Below are 14,489 nucleotides of genomic sequence, written 5' to 3' on the forward strand. Positions count from 1 at the left end.
CATGAGCGCACACTTTGATGTCGTCGTCGTGGGTGCGGGTCCCGGCGGGTACGTCGCCGCGATCCGGGCGGCTCAGCTCGGGCTGAAGACCGCCATCGTCGAGGAGAAGTACTGGGGCGGCGTCTGCCTGAACGTCGGCTGCATCCCGTCCAAGGCGCTGCTGCGCAACGCGGAGCTGGCGCACATCTTCACCCATGAGGCGAAGACGTACGGCATCAAGGTCGACGGCTCGGTCAGCTTCGACTACGGCGAGGCCTACCGGCGTTCGCGCAAGGTCGCGGACGGGCGCGTCAAGGGCGTGCACTTCCTGATGAAGAAGAACGGCATCCAGGAGTACAACGGCTGGGCGCAGTTCATCGACGACCACACGCTGACCGTGAACGGCGAGACCGTCACGTTCAACAACGCCATCATCGCCGTCGGCGCGACGACCAAGATGCTGCCGGGCACGTCCAAGTCGGACCGCGTGGTGACCTACGAGGAGCAGATCCTCACCGAGGACCTCCCCGGTTCGATCATCATCGCCGGGGCGGGGGCCATCGGCGTCGAGTTCGCCTACGTGCTGCACAACTACGGCGTGAAGGTGACCATCGTCGAGTTCCTCGACCGGATGGTGCCGCTCGAGGACGCCGAGGTGTCCACCGAGCTGCTCAAGCGCTACAAGAAGCTGGGCATCGACGTGCGGGTCGGCACTCGCGTGGAGTCGATCGACGAGTCCGGCCCGTCGGTGCGCGTGACGGTGTCCAAGAACGGCTCGCAGGAAGTCCTGGAAGCCGACAAGGTGCTGCAGGCCATCGGTTTCCAGCCGCGTGTCGAGGGCTACGGCCTGGAGAACACCGGCGTGAAGCTGACCGACCGCGGCGCCATCGACATCGACGGCTTCTGCCGCACCAACGTGCCGCACATCTTCGCCATCGGTGACGTGACCGCGAAGCTGATGCTCGCGCACGCCGCCGAGTCCATGGGCGTCATCGCCGCCGAGACCATCGCGGGCGCCGAGACCATGGAGCTCGACTACGTGATGATCCCGCGGGCGACCTACTGCCAGCCGCAGATCGCGTCGTTCGGCTACACCGAGGCGCAGGCACGGGAGAAGGGCTTCGACGTCCAGGTCGCGAAGTTCCCCTTCACCGCCAACGGAAAGGCCCACGGCCTCGGCGACTTCGGCGGTTTCGTGAAGCTGATCAGCGACGCCAAGTACGGCGAGCTGCTCGGCGGCCACATCATCGGCCCCGAGGCGACCGAGCTGCTGCCCGAGCTGACCCTGGCGCAGCAGTGGGACCTGACCGTCCACGAGGTCGCCCGCAACGTCCACGCGCACCCGACCCTCGGTGAAGCGGTGAAGGAAGCGGTGCACGGCCTCGCCGGGCATATGATCAACTTCTGATGATCTCCTCTAGGCAGCCGCTCCGCCTGGCCATTCTGGAAGCCGAGCGCATGTTGTCCGCGGCCGGCGTCGACTCCCCGCGAGTCGACGCCGAGCTGCTGGCGGCCCACGTGCTCGGGGTCGAACGCGGCCGGCTGCCGTTGATCCCGCTCGTCGACCCGCCGGTGATCGAGGCGCTGCACAAGCTGGTGCGGCGCCGCGCGTTGCGGGAACCACTGCAGCACATCACCGGCTGGTCGGCCATGGGCGCCATCTCGGTCTCCGTCGGGCCAGGAGTCTTCGTGCCCCGGCCCGAGACCGAGCTGCTCTTCGAGTGGGCACTTTCGGTGCTGCCGGACGCCCCCCCGGTGATCATTGACCTCTGCACGGGGTCCGGTGTGCTGGCCCTGTCGCTGGCCAACGCTCGTCCCGACGCTCGGGTTTACGCCGTGGAGCGGTCCTCGTCCGCCCTGTCGTGGGCGCGGCGCAACGCCGATGAGCGGAGGGCCGCCGGAGACACGCCGATCTCGTTGCTGTCCGGGGACGCGTGCGATCCCACTCTGCTGTCCGATCTGGACGGTTCGGTGGATCTCGTGGTGTGCAATCCTCCTTATGTGCCAGAGGGAACCGACGTGCAGCCCGAGGTCGGGGTGCACGATCCGCACGAGGCCGTGTTCTCCGGCGCGGACGGGCTGGACGTGATCCGTTGTGTCGTGTCCGCTGCCGCCCGGTGGCTTCGGCCCGGTGGGTACGTCGGGATCGAGCACGACGACACGCACGGTTCGTCGGTGCCTTCGCTGCTGGCCGCTCGGCGGGTGCTCACGGATGTGCAGGGGCACAAGGACCTGGCGGGCCGGCCGCGGTTCGCGACCGCCCGCAAGGCTTGAGTGTTCAGCGCTGGCTGGTCAGTGAGAGTACCTGGCTGAGCTGGCGGGCCAGACCGTTGTTGTCGGCCGGTGCCACGGTGATCCACTCCGGCGTGCGGCCCGGCGTGTTCAGGTAGCGGCCCGCCTCGGTGTCGATCCACGTGACCGGCGGGAAGTTCTTCTTGGTGCGGCCCTGTTCCAGGGTGACCGTGAAGTGCCCGGTGCCGATCGGCGGGGTCGACATCATCTGCCGGAACAGCTGGACGTCCTGGTTCGCGGTGCTGCGCACCGTCTGCCGGATGCCTTGCTGCTCTTGGGGTTTGAGCGCCTCGATCGGCAGCGTCACGGGCTTGCCGGGGCCGGGGCGCATCGGCGGCAGCAGGTTGACGAGCGCGGGGATGAGCGCGTTGTCCGGCACCAGGCTCAGGTTGACCGCGCGGTCGTCCTGGGTGGCGAGGACGGCGTAACTTCCCCGTGCCACAACGGATGCGCGCAGCAGCGTGTCCGCGCTCGTGTCCGGCATGCCCAGCGCGACGATGCGCAACTCCGGGCGTGCCAGCAACATCAGCGCGTCCTCCAGCTCCGGCTCGGGACGGCCGCGCCTGGCGAGGTTGCGGCTTTCCAGGTCGGAGTGGACGGCCTTCTTGATGCGGGCCCGTTCCTCGACGGTCTCGCCGTGCGACTGGATGTCGAAGGGGTGCGGGATGCTCCCCGCCCGCAGGTCCTCCCAGAGAACCTCGAACGCGGGCAGGGAGAGCGTCGCTATGTTCCTCATCCGCCGATCACCGGGGGAGCGACCATGCGGTCGTCGTCGAAGTACTCGTCGGACGGCAGCAGGTACGTGGACCTGTGTTCCTTGTCCTCCGCGCCCTGCCCGTGTCCGCCGCCGCCACCCATGCCACCTGGCGCGCCTTGCTTTCCAGCCGTGCCACCGCGACCGGCAGCCGTCCCTTCAGGACCGTGTGCACCCGTTCCAGCACCAGGGTTTGCGGGGCCGAACCCACCTGCCTTGGCGCCGGGGTTTGCCGGGCCGAACGCGCCCGCGCCGCGACCACCGGGGCCGCCCATGCCTCGGCCACCAGGACCACCCGGCATGCCGGGACGTCCTCCGGGGCCACCGCGCATCGGGTTGCGCGGGTCGTTCGGGTTGAGGCGTCCGCCCGGCGGGATGAACGGACCCGGCTGGTTGACCGGAGGCCGGTTGCCCGGCGGGATGCCCGGATTGCCGGGCGGGGTCGACGGCGGCGTGACGGGCGGCGCGGTCCACGAGGGGCGCGTCGAGTTGTCGCCCGTGCCCGGCGGCATGCCCGTGAACGGCTGGTTCGAGTTCACCGAGCTCGTCGTCGTGCCGTAGGTCGTGCTGCTCGCCTGCGTTGTGCCCTGCTGCTGGTTGGTGACCTGCGGTGTGTCCTCGAACGTCGGCATCTGCGCCGCCGCGGCCGCCATCGAGTTGTCCCGCTCCTGCATGACGCGCTCGGCCTCGGCCTTGGCGGCCTGGGACTTGTCGCGCTGCTCCATCATGTCGAAGGGCAGCGTGGCCATCTTGAACGGGTTCATGCTCGTGGCCGCGTCCTTGAGCATCGCCTTCGGGTCGTACGGCTCTTCCTTGGGGAAGCTGTTCTTCGCCTTCTCGGCCGCGTCCGCCTGGGACTGAATCGAGTTGCCGGTGGACGTGAACGTCTCCGACATCTTGTCGGTGAAGTTGCCTACCTTGGTGAGCGCCTGCCGAGCCGCCGTACCGGCCTGACCGGTCCACCCCGCGCTCAGTCCATTGACGACGGTGTTGAGTCCGACCGCGACCTCGGTGAGGTCGCTCGCGATCGCCTTCCACTCGGCGGCGATCTCCCCAGCCGCACCAGGATCGTTGTTCTGACTGACCTGCTGGTTCATCGCCGCGTGGCTCTGACCTGGGTAGTGCGCGTTGGGCGGTGGAACCCGCGGTGTGTTGTGCGCCATCGTGCATCCCCCCTCGGGATATGGCTTCGATCAGAGTTTGGCGGCGACCAGTTCAGCTGACTTGGTCGCGAGTTCGCACGCCTTCTCGGTGTCCGGTGCGCTCAGCGACGTTTGACCGACCAGCAGCACGCTCGACGAACCCGTCACTGCGATCACCACGTCGCAGACTCCCTTGTCTCCCTTGGCAGCGGGCACCTTGTAGCCCTCGTACTTCCCGGCCTTCACTGGGACCTTCGTGTCACCCGCGAAGTTGTAGTCATCGGCGCCCTGCTTCAGGTCGATCGAAACCGTCAGCCCTCCGCGGTTGGTGCCGGTCCATTCGCAGGTGTCGGTGCCGGCCGCACGCCGCGCTTCTGGTGACTTGAGTTCGAGCGTGGTGGCCTCACTGCTGCTGATCAGCTCGCAAGGTTTGACGCTCGCGAGCTTCCCGTCGCCGGCTGCGCTGCTGGTGGACGTAGGCGTGTCCTGGGTGGGGGTGCCTGTCGTCGCGCTGCCCTCGGTCTTGCCGCCCGTGCAGGCGGTGGCGAGCAGCGCGAGTCCGACAATGGCGATACGAGTGCGAATCATGACTTCCTGTCAGAGTTTGTTGAACGTGTCGGAGTGCGCGGCTTCCACGTTGTGGTAGGACTTGCGGCTCTTCTCGATCTCAGCCTTGAGCGCGTCGATCGCCTTGTTCAGGTCGGGGACGACCTGGGTTCGTGCCAGCTGCCCAACCTCCTGGTTCACCCCGGCAACCTGGTCGGCGTAGCCGCCGCCCAACGGTGTCTTGACCGCGAGCACATGCGACCGGCGCTGGATTTTCTCCAGGACTCCCTGGAACTCGTCGAGCTTCTTGATCGCGCTGTCGATGGCGTGTGGATCGGTCGCGAGTGCGCCGGCCTCGTTGGCCGCGGCGATCGACTTCGTGGCCGCGATGATGGTGCTGATGCCGCCGGTCATGAAGCCCATGAAGGGGCCACCGGACTGCTCGTTGTACTGCTCGAAGGCGTAAGCCTGTGAGCTCTCCTGCGGACTGGACTGCGCGGTCACAGTGCGGACCCTCCCCGGTTGCACTCTGTGTTCGGCACTTGACCATACAGCGATGCACCCGGATGGGGGATGAGAACTACTACTTACAACCGTTTGAGCTAAAACTTTCTCCTGGTAAGGGAACCCGCGAACACCGGAAGTGAGAACGCAAGCGCAGCTCCACGGCGTCCACGTGGAACACCGTTGCGCACCCGGCAAAACCGTAGGACTACCCTCTGCGAGGTGAGCACGGTCTACGACTGCAGCGAACCGAGCAACCGATCGGCCGGCCTGGCCGCCGCCGCGGGCGCGGTGCGCAGTGGGCGCCTCGTCGTCATGCCGACGGACACGGTGTACGGCATCGGGTGCGACGCGTTCGACGCGGAAGCGGTGCGGAGTCTGCTGGAGGCCAAGGGGCGCGGGCCGGACATGCCGGTGCCCGTGCTGGTGGGTTCCTGGACCACGATCGACGGACTCGTTCTCAGCGTGCCGCGGCAGGCGCGGGCGCTCATCGAGGCGTTCTGGCCGGGTGGACTCAGCATTGTGCTGCCGCACGCGCCGAGCTTGGCGTGGGACCTCGGGCAGACGCGCGGCACGGTGATGCTCCGCATGCCGCTGCACCCGGTGGCGCTCGAACTTCTCCGCGACGTCGGCCCGATGGCCGTGTCCAGTGCGAACAAGACGGGGCACCCGCCGGCCGCCAGTGCACAGGAAGCGCGCGACCAGCTCGGCGACAGCGTTCCGGTCTATCTGGACGGTGGGCCCAGCGGGGAGAACATCGCCTCCACGATCGTCGACCTGACCGGGCCCGACGCGCTCGTCCTGCGCGAAGGCGCGGTCAGCACAGCTGAGGTCAACGAGGTGCTCGGCATCGAGGTCCAGGTCGCCCAGTAGTGGATCTTGGTCTGCGCGGTAGCGTAGGCCGGACAGACCACATCGATAGATTGGTAGAACCTTCCCGCCGTGGGTGCCTCGAGTTTCGTCCTGCCGGTACGGGAGTACTTCCTCGTCGGCCTGACCGCCGCCGTGGTGACCTTCCTGCTCACCGGCATGGTTCGCCTGCTCGCGTTCCGCATCGGCGCGGTCGCGTACCCGCGGCAGCGCGACGTGCACGTGCAGCCGATGCCGCGCATGGGCGGGCTCGCGATCTACGGCGGCGTGCTCGGCGGCATGTTGCTGGCGCACCAGCTGCCGGTGCTGCGGGCCGCGTTCGACTTCTCCAACGACCCGATCGGCGTGATCATCGCCGGCGGCGTCATCGTGCTGGTCGGCGTCATCGACGACCGGTTCGAACTGGACTCGCTCACCAAGCTCGCCGGGCAGGTGACGGCCGCGGGCATCCTCGTGCTGTTCGGTCTGCAGTGGATGCTCGCGTGGGTGCCGTGGGGTGGCGGCGCCACGATCTCGCTCGACCAGAACCAGGGCGCGCTGCTCACCGTGCTGCTCGCCGTCACGATGATCAACGCGATGAACTTCGTCGACGGGCTGGACGGGCTCGCGGCCGGCATCGGGCTCATCGCGGCCGGCGCCACGTGCGCGTTCTCCATCGGGCTGCTCGTGCAGAACGAGGGCTCGGTCGACGCCTACCCGCCCGCGCTCATCGCGGCCACGCTCGCCGGCGCCTGCCTGGGCTTCCTGCCGCACAACTTCAACCCCGCGCGCATCTTCATGGGCGACTCGGGATCGATGCTGATCGGCCTCATGCTCGCGGCCGCCACCACCAGCGCCTCCGGCAAGATCAACGTGGGCAGTCGGCCCGCGGCCGACCTGCTCGGTCTGCTCAGCCCGCTGATCGTGGTCGCGGCGGTGCTTTTCGTGCCCCTGCTGGACCTGCTGATGGCCGTCGTGCGGCGCACCGCCCGCGGCCAGAGCCCGTTCTCCGCGGACAAGATGCACCTGCACCACCGGCTGCTGGAGATCGGTCATTCACAGCGGCGCGCGGTGCTCCTCATCTACCTGTGGGCCGGCGTGCTCGCGTTCGGTGCCGTGGCGCTGACGCTGTTCGACCCCATCATCGTGGTGACGTTCCTGGTCATCGGCCTCATCGTCGCGGTCTTCGTCTCCGCGATCCCGAGGCTGCGTGAAGCGCGGAAGTCGTGACTACCTAGACTCTGAACCCATGAGCGACGACGACGTCACGCACGCGAGGGTCGTGCAACGGCTGGCCGGCGAGATGTTCAAGGCAGCCGTGTGGGTCGCGCTCGGCACCGTGGTCGTGGGCGTGATCGCGTCGACCCTCATCTGGGGAACGCGCGGTCTGTTCGGTGCCCTCGTCGGCGGTGGCATCGCCTGCGCCTCGGCGCTCGCGACTCTGTTTCTGATGCGCAAGACCGCGGATCTCGATCCGATGATCGTCATGGGTGCGGCGCTGGCCGGGTTCATGGGGAAGCTGATCGTGTTGTTCGTGGCGTTGCTGCTGTTGCGCGGCCAGGACTGGCTGCATCCGACGGCACTCGGTCTCACGATGGCGGCGACGGTCATCGTGACGGCGTACATGGAGGCCAGGGCCTCGAAGCGGTCCCGGAGCCAGATGGTCGTGCCCACCTCAGATGGTGTCTGACCCCCGCTGATAAGGTCCGCCCATACCAGGGACACCCGCCTCAGGGGGTGCCTCTGGCAGTCGCTTGCGAACCGTAAGGTACGTTAAGTCCAGATCGTGACGATTCCCCCGGCGGAGTGAACGCCGGCCGGGAGAACCGGAAGGAACACAGTGACCAAGTTGGTGCTGGCTGCCGAAGAGTTCACCCCACCCGGTGTGCAGGACTTCTTCCCTCCGGCGATCTTCGGCAGCGTCACGAAGCCGATGGTCCTCCTGGTGCTGTCGATCCTGATCATCGGCGCTTTCTTCGTTGCCGCCACCCGCAATCTCAAGCTGGTGCCCGGCAAGTTCCAGTTCGCCGCCGAGTCGCTCTACGACGTCGGCCGCAACGGCATCGCCCGTGAGCAGATCGGTGCGAAGGACTTCAAGCCTTTCGTTCCGCTCATTATCACGATGTTCACCTTCATCCTGGTGAACAACATCTTCGGACTCATCCCGTTCATCCAGTTCCCCACGATGGCGCACATCGGGTTCCCGCTGGCGGTCTCACTGCTGGTCGTCTACCCGGTCTACCACTTCGTCGGGTTCAAGCGCCACGGATTCCTGGGCTACCTCAAGCACCAGACGATTCCGCCGGGCACGCCCTGGTTCGTGCTGCCGCTGATGATTCCGATCGAGTTCTTCCAGAAGTTCATCATGAACCCGCTCACGCTGGCGATCCGAGTTTTCGCCGCCATGTTCGCGGGACACCTGCTGCTTCTGGTGTTCACGCTCGCGGGTGAGTTCCTGCTGCTTCACGGCGGAGCGATGATCGTCGTCGCCCCGGTCGCGTTCATCTTCGCCATCGCGCTGACCTTCCTCGAAGCGCTGATCATGGTGCTGCAGGCATACATCTTCGCTCTGCTGTCGGCCAGCTACATCGGCATGGCGCTGGCTGAAGAGCACTGAGAGATAACAACTAAGCCTCCGATCCGCGAGCCTTCGCGGACCGAGTTGGAAAGGGAACAGCACAAGTGAGCGCAGCTATCGTTCTTGCCCAGGGCGCTGAAGTCATGAGCAACAAGGGCCTTGCCGCCATCGGTTACGGCCTCGCTGCGATCGGCCCCGGCATCGGCGTCGGTCTGATCTTCTCCTCGGTCATCAACGGCACCGCCCGTCAGCCCGAGGCCCGCGGCGTTCTGCTCGGCCTCGCCTGGACCACCTTCGCCATCGTCGAGGTGCTCGCGCTGCTCGGCTTCGTCGTGTACTTCATCGCGACCGGCGGCTGATCAGCACTTCCTCGCGTAAGGAGACGTCGTGGTGAAAACCCTGATTTTGGGTGCGGAAGGCGGGATCAACCCGGTCATCCCGCACACGGCAGAGATCATCCTCGGCCTGATCTCGTTCCTGCTCCTGCTCTTCGTCATCTCGAAGTTCGTTTCCCCGAGGTTCGAGGCGCTGTACGCGGAGCGGACGGCCAAGATCGAGGGTGGCATCGAGAAGGCGGAGCGGGCTCAGGCCGAGGCTCAGAAGCTGCTGGCGCAGTACAAGGAGCAGCTGGCCGAGGCTCGTGCCGAGGCCGCGCGCATCCGCGATGACGCGCGGGCCGAGGGCCAGCAGATCATCGACGAGCTGCGGGAGCAGGCCCAGGCCGAAGCCGCCCGGATCGTCGCGCAGGGCCAGCACCAGCTGGACGCGCAGCGCGCCCAGATCGTCGCGGAGCTCCGCGCCGACCTCGGCCGCACCGCCGTGCAGCTGGCCAGCAAGGTGGTCGGCGAGTCCCTCGAGGACGAAGCCCGCCGCCGCGGCACCGTCGACCGCTTCCTCAACGAGCTGGACGCCGTCGCGGCGCCGGCAAGCAAGTAGAGGCAGCCGATGACGTTGCATGCCGCAAGTCGTGAAGCTCTGGCAGCCGCGGAACTGCGGCTGCTGGAGCTGGCCGACGCCACCAAGGACACCGGTGAGCTCACGAAGCTCGGCGAAGAGTTGTTCGCCGTGCTGCGCGTGCTCGCCGAGCAGCCGCAGCTGCGCCGGGCGTTCGCCGACGCGTCGTCCGACCCGGCCGGCCGGGAACAGCTCGTGCGCGGCCTGTTCGACGGCAAGCTCCAGGGCTCGACGCTGCAGGTCCTGGTCGCGGTGGTCACCGCCCGCTGGTCCAGCCCGCGGGAACTGCTCGACGGCATCGAGTCGCTGGGCCGCACCGCGCTGCTGGTGCGCGCCGAGCGCGACGGCCGCCTGGACGCGGTCGAGGACGAGCTCTTCCGGCTCGGCCGCATCGTGGCCGGCAACCAAGAGCTGGAGCTCCTGCTCGCCGACCCGGCCGCCTCGGCCGAGGGCAAGGCCGAGCTGATCGACTCACTGGTCGAGGGCAAGGTCGAGCCGGTCACCAAGACCCTGGTCGACCAGCTGGTCCGGCTGCCCCGCGGACTGCGCGTCGTCGACGGGCTCACCGAGCTCGCCGAACTGGCCGCGAAGCGCCGCGAGCGGTCCGTCGCCCACGTCACCAGCGCGGTCGAGCTGACCGCCGAGCAGGTGGACCGACTGACGGCGACGCTGACCACGATCTACTCGCGCCCGATCGCGCTGCACGTCGAGGTCGACCCCGCACTGCAGGGCGGACTGCAGATCAAGATCGGCGACGAGGTCATCGACGGAAGCGTCGCAGGCCGGTTGGCGGCAGTGCGCCGCAACCTCGCCAGCTAGCCCACGAGCCCTTTTCCTAGAACGAAGAAGTGAGAGCAGGAACGACATGGCGGAGCTGACGATCTCGTCGGACGAGATCCGCAGTGCGATCGAGAAGTACGTCTCGAGCTACTCCCCGGAGGTCAGCCGGGAAGAGGTTGGTGTCGTCTCCGAGACCTACGACGGCATCGCCATCGTCGAAGGCCTCCCGGGCACGATGACCAACGAGCTCCTCGAGTTCCCCGGTGGTGTGCTCGGCGTCGCGCTGAACCTCGATGTTCGCGAGATCGGCGCGGTCATCCTCGGTGACTTCGACAAGATCGAGGAGGGCCAGGAGGTCCGCCGGACCGGCAAGGTCCTCTCGGTGCCGGTCGGCGACGGCTTCCTCGGCCGCGTCGTGGACCCGCTGGGCAGCCCGATCGACGGCCTCGGCGACATCGTCGCCGACGACAACCGCGCCCTGGAGCTGCAGGCGGCGACCGTGCTGGAGCGTCAGCCGGTCGGCGAGCCGATGCAGACGGGCATCAAGGCCATCGACGCGATGACCCCGATCGGCCGCGGCCAGCGCCAGCTGATCATCGGTGACCGCAAGACCGGCAAGACCGCGGTCTGCATCGACACGATCATCAACCAGAAGAAGGCCTGGGAGTCGGGCGACCCCAAGCAGCAGGTCCGCTGCGTCTACGTCGCCATCGGCCAGAAGGGCTCCACCATCGCGGGCGTCAAGACCGCGCTGGAGGAGGCGGGCGCGCTCGAGTACACGACGATCGTCGCCGCCCCGGCTTCGGACTCGGCCGGCTTCAAGTGGCTGGCGCCGTACACCGGCTCCGCCATCGGCCAGCACTGGATGTACCAGGGCAAGCACGTCCTGATCGTGTTCGACGACCTGACCAAGCAGGCCGAGGCGTACCGCGCGATCTCGCTGCTGCTGCGCCGCCCGCCGGGCCGCGAGGCGTACCCCGGTGACGTCTTCTACTTGCACTCGCGCCTCCTCGAGCGTTGCGCGAAGCTCTCGGACGAGATGGGCGCCGGTTCGATGACCGGTCTGCCGATCATCGAGACCAAGGCGAACGACGTGTCGGCGTACATCCCGACCAACGTCATCTCCATCACCGACGGTCAGTGCTTCCTCGAGTCCGACCTGTTCAACGCCGGTGTCCGTCCGGCCGTGAACGTCGGTATCTCGGTCTCCCGCGTCGGTGGCGCCGCGCAGATCAAGGCGATGAAGGACGTCGCGGGCTCGCTGCGTCTGGACCTGTCGCAGTTCCGCGAGCTGGAGGCGTTCTCCGCGTTCGCGTCCGACCTCGACGCCGCGTCGCGCGCCCAGCTGGACCGCGGTGCCCGCCTGGTCGAGCTGCTCAAGCAGCCGCAGTACTCGCCGGTGCCGGTCGAGGAGCAGGTCGTCGAGATCTTCCTCGCCACCAAGGGCCACCTGGACGACGTGCCGGTCGCCGACATCCGCCGGTTCGTCGCGGACTTCAAGGACTCGATGCGCCGCAACAACGCGGACGTCCTCAAGGACATCGTCGAGACCAAGAAGTTGTCCGACGACGCCAAGAAGCGCATTGTCGACGCTGTCAGCGAGTTCAAGAAGCAGTTCACCGCTTCGGACGGCACGACGATCGTGAACGAGGCGCCGGCCAAGGCGATGGACGCGGACAAGGTCGGGCACGAGTCGGTGAAGGTTCACCGCCCCGAGCCGGCGAAGAAGTGAACTGAGCCATGGGCGCACAGATTCGCGAGCTGCGTCAACGGATCCGAACGGTCAACTCGACCAAGAAGATCACGAAGGCGTACGAGCTCATCGCCACGTCTCGCCTCGCCAAGGCGCAGACCAGGGTCGCGGCCTCGCGTCCCTACGCGGACGAGATCACCACGGTGCTCTCCGCGTTGGCCGAGGCCTCGGCGAACCTCGACCACCCGCTGCTGACCGAGCGCAAGGACCCGAAGCGCGCCGCGGTCCTCGTCGTGACCAGCGACAAGGGCATGTGCGGTGGCTACAACGCCAACGTGCTCAAGGCGACGGAGCAGCTCATCTCGCTGCTCCGGTCCGAGGGCAAGGAGCCGGTGCTCTACGTGCTCGGCCGCAAGGGTGTCGCGTACTACTCGTTCCGCCGCCGCCCGATCGCGGGCTCGTGGAGCGGTTTCTCGCAGACGCCGCAGTACGTCAACGCCGTCGAGGCGACCGAAGAGGTCATCGAGGCGTTCATGCGCGGCAGTGACGACGAGGGCGACCACCCCGGCCCCGACGGCGTGCTCGGTGTGGACGAGGTCCACGTCGTGTACACCGAGTTCCAGTCGATGCTGAGCCAGGTGCCGACCGCCAAGCGGATCGCCCCGATGGAGGTCGAGTACACCGGCGAGCGTCCCACCGGGCCGCGCGCGGTGTACGACTTCGAGCCCAGTGCCGAGGCGCTGCTCGGCGCGATGCTGCCGAAGTACATCAAGACCCGCCTGTTCTCCGCGATGCTGGAGGCGGCGGCGTCGGAGTCGGCGGCGCGCCGCACGGCCATGAAGGCCGCGACGGACAACGCGACGGAGCTGGTCCGGAACCTCACCCGGCAGGCGAACTCGGCCCGTCAGGCCCAGATCACCCAGGAGATCAGCGAGATCGTCGGTGGCGCTGCCGCGCTTACCGGTGGCGCAGGAAGTGATGAGTGACATGAGTGCTACTGCCACCACCACCCGCACCGGCCGTGTGGTTCGGGTGATCGGCGCGGTCGTCGACGTGGAGTTCCCGCGCGACGCCGTGCCCGAGCTGTTCAACGCCCTTCACACGGAGATCGCCTTCGAGGCGGTCGCCAAGACGCTGACCCTCGAGGTCGCGCAGCACCTCGGCGACAACCTCGTCCGCTGCATCTCGATGCAGCCGACCGACGGTCTCGTCCGTGGCGCGACCGTGACCGACACCGGTGCCGCGATCTCGGTGCCCGTCGGTGACGTCGTCAAGGGCCACGTCTTCAACGCCCTCGGTGACTGCCTCGACTCGCCCGGCCTCGGCCGCGACGGCGAGCAGTGGGGCATCCACCGCAAGGCGCCCGCCTTCGACCAGCTCGAGGGCAAGACCGAGATCCTCGAGACCGGCATCAAGGTCATCGACCTGCTCACCCCGTACGTCAAGGGCGGCAAGATCGGCCTGTTCGGTGGTGCGGGTGTCGGCAAGACCGTGCTCATCCAGGAGATGATCACGCGTATCGCGCGTGAGTTCTCCGGTACGTCGGTGTTCGCCGGCGTCGGTGAGCGCACCCGTGAGGGCACGGACCTCCTCCTCGAGATGGAGGAGATGGGCGTGCTCGGCGACACCGCCCTGGTCTTCGGTCAGATGGACGAGCCGCCCGGCACGCGTATGCGTGTCGCGCTGTCCGCCCTGACGATGGCGGAGTATTTCCGCGACGTGCAGAACCAGGACGTGCTGCTGTTCATCGACAACATCTTCCGGTTCACCCAGGCCGGTTCCGAGGTGTCGACCCTGCTGGGCCGCATGCCTTCGGCCGTGGGTTACCAGCCGACGCTGGCCGACGAGATGGGTGAGCTGCAGGAGCGCATCACCTCGACGCGCGGTAAGTCGATCACCTCGCTGCAGGCCATCTACGTGCCCGCGGACGACTACACCGACCCCGCGCCGGCGACGACCTTCGCCCACCTGGACGCGACGACGGAGCTTTCCCGTCCGATCTCCCAGAAGGGCATCTACCCGGCCGTCGACCCGCTGTCGTCGTCGTCTCGAATCCTCGAGCCGGCGATCGTGGGCGAGGAGCACTACCGGGTGGCCCAGGAGGTCAAGCGGATCCTGCAGAAGTACAAGGAGCTGCAGGACATCATCGCGATCCTCGGTATGGACGAGCTCTCCGAGGAGGACAAGGTCCTCGTCGGTCGCGCCCGTCGCCTGGAGCGCTTCCTCGGCCAGAACTTCATCGTGGCCGAGAAGTTCACCGGCCAGCCGGGCTCGTTCGTGCCGATCAAGGACACGATCGAGGCGTTCGACCGCGTCTGCAAGGGCGAGTTCGACCACTACCCGGAGCAGGCGTTCTTCTCCTGCGGCGGTCTTGACGACGTCGAGGCCAACGCCAAGAAGCTCGCCGGCAACTGAGCT

The 14,489-nt window shown here is 67.5% G+C and carries 16 protein-coding genes; 12 read left to right on the plus strand and 4 right to left on the minus strand.

Going from position 1 to position 14,489, the window contains the following annotated elements:
• Window position 1: 1 nt before the first annotated feature.
• Both lpdA and prmC read left to right on the plus strand, forming a co-directional pair.
• Entirely contained in the window at window positions 2–1,387 is a 1,386-nt protein-coding gene (gene lpdA / locus QSK35_RS11635; RefSeq protein ID WP_285745131.1) for a dihydrolipoyl dehydrogenase, read from the plus strand.
• Window positions 1,387–2,253, plus strand: coding sequence for a peptide chain release factor N(5)-glutamine methyltransferase (gene prmC, locus QSK35_RS11640; RefSeq protein ID WP_285745133.1), 867 nt, complete (start codon window positions 1,387–1,389; stop codon window positions 2,251–2,253). The genes lpdA and prmC overlap by 1 nt, the downstream gene beginning before the upstream one ends.
• A gap of 4 nt (window positions 2,254–2,257) precedes the next feature.
• Here the strand turns inward: prmC and QSK35_RS11645 are convergent, their stop codons facing one another.
• Genes QSK35_RS11645 through QSK35_RS11660 form a run of 4 tightly spaced genes read right to left on the minus strand, consistent with a single transcriptional unit; the run spans window position 2,258 to window position 5,217 of the window.
• A complete protein-coding gene (locus tag QSK35_RS11645; protein ID WP_285745135.1) occupies window positions 2,258–3,007 on the minus strand; it encodes an ESX secretion-associated protein EspG in 750 nt (249 codons plus the stop codon).
• A complete protein-coding gene (locus QSK35_RS11650) occupies window positions 3,004–4,188 on the minus strand; it encodes a WXG100 family type VII secretion target (protein ID WP_285745137.1) in 1,185 nt (394 codons plus the stop codon). The genes QSK35_RS11645 and QSK35_RS11650 overlap by 4 nt, the downstream gene beginning before the upstream one ends.
• 30 nt (window positions 4,189–4,218) lie before the next feature.
• Entirely contained in the window at window positions 4,219–4,755 is a 537-nt protein-coding gene (locus QSK35_RS11655) for a DUF3558 family protein (RefSeq protein WP_285745139.1), read from the minus strand.
• Between the two features lie 9 nt (window positions 4,756–4,764).
• The gene (locus QSK35_RS11660) at window positions 4,765–5,217 is read right to left on the minus strand and encodes a hypothetical protein (protein WP_285745141.1); all 453 of its coding nucleotides are present in this window, start codon (window positions 5,215–5,217) and stop codon (window positions 4,765–4,767) included.
• 222 nt (window positions 5,218–5,439) lie between these two features.
• Here QSK35_RS11660 and QSK35_RS11665 point away from each other — a divergent pair, with 222 nt between their 5' ends.
• The 10 genes from QSK35_RS11665 to atpD all read left to right on the plus strand — a co-directional run bounded on the left by QSK35_RS11665 (window position 5,440) and on the right by atpD (window position 14,486).
• Window positions 5,440–6,090, plus strand: a complete 651-nt coding sequence (locus QSK35_RS11665; RefSeq protein ID WP_285745143.1) for an L-threonylcarbamoyladenylate synthase — start codon at window positions 5,440–5,442, stop codon at window positions 6,088–6,090.
• A gap of 69 nt (window positions 6,091–6,159) precedes the next feature.
• Window positions 6,160–7,296, plus strand: coding sequence for a glycosyltransferase family 4 protein (locus QSK35_RS11670; RefSeq protein WP_285745145.1), 1,137 nt, complete (start codon window positions 6,160–6,162; stop codon window positions 7,294–7,296).
• Window positions 7,297–7,315: 19 nt separating this feature from the next.
• Entirely contained in the window at window positions 7,316–7,756 is a 441-nt protein-coding gene (locus QSK35_RS11675; protein WP_285745147.1) for a Cg1360 family ATP-synthase-associated protein, read from the plus strand.
• 150 nt (window positions 7,757–7,906) lie between these two features.
• Window positions 7,907–8,683, plus strand: a complete 777-nt coding sequence (atpB, locus tag QSK35_RS11680) for a F0F1 ATP synthase subunit A (RefSeq protein ID WP_285745149.1) — start codon at window positions 7,907–7,909, stop codon at window positions 8,681–8,683.
• Window positions 8,684–8,787: 104 nt separating this feature from the next.
• Complete coding sequence (locus tag QSK35_RS11685) at window positions 8,788–9,003, plus strand: ATP synthase subunit C-like protein (RefSeq protein ID WP_146349996.1); 216 nt, start codon at window positions 8,788–8,790, stop codon at window positions 9,001–9,003.
• Between the two features lie 31 nt (window positions 9,004–9,034).
• Window positions 9,035–9,580, plus strand: coding sequence for a F0F1 ATP synthase subunit B (locus QSK35_RS11690; RefSeq protein ID WP_502881644.1), 546 nt, complete (start codon window positions 9,035–9,037; stop codon window positions 9,578–9,580).
• Window positions 9,581–9,589: 9 nt separating this feature from the next.
• Window positions 9,590–10,417 (plus strand): F0F1 ATP synthase subunit delta, encoded by an 828-nt coding sequence (locus QSK35_RS11695; RefSeq protein ID WP_285745157.1) that lies wholly within the window; start codon window positions 9,590–9,592, stop codon window positions 10,415–10,417.
• 46 nt (window positions 10,418–10,463) lie between these two features.
• Window positions 10,464–12,110: a F0F1 ATP synthase subunit alpha gene (atpA, locus tag QSK35_RS11700; RefSeq protein ID WP_285745159.1), complete on the plus strand. Its 1,647-nt coding sequence runs from the start codon at window positions 10,464–10,466 to the stop codon at window positions 12,108–12,110.
• Between the two features lie 8 nt (window positions 12,111–12,118).
• Window positions 12,119–13,057, plus strand: coding sequence for a F0F1 ATP synthase subunit gamma (locus tag QSK35_RS11705; RefSeq protein WP_285745161.1), 939 nt, complete (start codon window positions 12,119–12,121; stop codon window positions 13,055–13,057).
• The gene (gene atpD / locus QSK35_RS11710; protein ID WP_285745163.1) at window positions 13,050–14,486 is read left to right on the plus strand and encodes a F0F1 ATP synthase subunit beta; all 1,437 of its coding nucleotides are present in this window, start codon (window positions 13,050–13,052) and stop codon (window positions 14,484–14,486) included. Before QSK35_RS11705 ends, atpD begins: the two co-directional genes overlap by 8 nt.
• Window positions 14,487–14,489 lie beyond the last annotated feature (3 nt).

Origin of the sequence: Lentzea sp. NBRC 105346 (assembly GCF_030269605.1) — a bacterium.
Taxonomy (GTDB): Bacteria; Actinomycetota; Actinomycetes; order Mycobacteriales; family Pseudonocardiaceae; genus Lentzea.

What these genes read in the sequence shown, in the direction of transcription:
- lpdA (WP_285745131.1), top strand. Translation starts at nt 2, where the DNA reads ATGAGCGCACACTTTGATGTCGTCGTCGTGGGTGCGGGTCCCGGCGGG.
- prmC (WP_285745133.1), top strand. Translation starts at nt 1,387, where the DNA reads ATGATCTCCTCTAGGCAGCCGCTCCGCCTGGCCATTCTGGAAGCCGAG.
- QSK35_RS11645 (WP_285745135.1), bottom strand. Translation starts at nt 3,007, where the DNA reads ATGAGGAACATAGCGACGCTCTCCCTGCCCGCGTTCGAGGTTCTCTGG.
- QSK35_RS11650 (WP_285745137.1), bottom strand. Translation starts at nt 4,188, where the DNA reads ATGGCGCACAACACACCGCGGGTTCCACCGCCCAACGCGCACTACCCA.
- QSK35_RS11655 (WP_285745139.1), bottom strand. Translation starts at nt 4,755, where the DNA reads ATGATTCGCACTCGTATCGCCATTGTCGGACTCGCGCTGCTCGCCACC.
- QSK35_RS11675 (WP_285745147.1), top strand. Translation starts at nt 7,316, where the DNA reads ATGAGCGACGACGACGTCACGCACGCGAGGGTCGTGCAACGGCTGGCC.
- QSK35_RS11685 (WP_146349996.1), top strand. Translation starts at nt 8,788, where the DNA reads ATGAGCAACAAGGGCCTTGCCGCCATCGGTTACGGCCTCGCTGCGATC.
- QSK35_RS11695 (WP_285745157.1), top strand. Translation starts at nt 9,590, where the DNA reads ATGACGTTGCATGCCGCAAGTCGTGAAGCTCTGGCAGCCGCGGAACTG.
- atpA (WP_285745159.1), top strand. Translation starts at nt 10,464, where the DNA reads ATGGCGGAGCTGACGATCTCGTCGGACGAGATCCGCAGTGCGATCGAG.
- QSK35_RS11705 (WP_285745161.1), top strand. Translation starts at nt 12,119, where the DNA reads ATGGGCGCACAGATTCGCGAGCTGCGTCAACGGATCCGAACGGTCAAC.
- atpD (WP_285745163.1), top strand. Translation starts at nt 13,050, where the DNA reads ATGAGTGACATGAGTGCTACTGCCACCACCACCCGCACCGGCCGTGTG.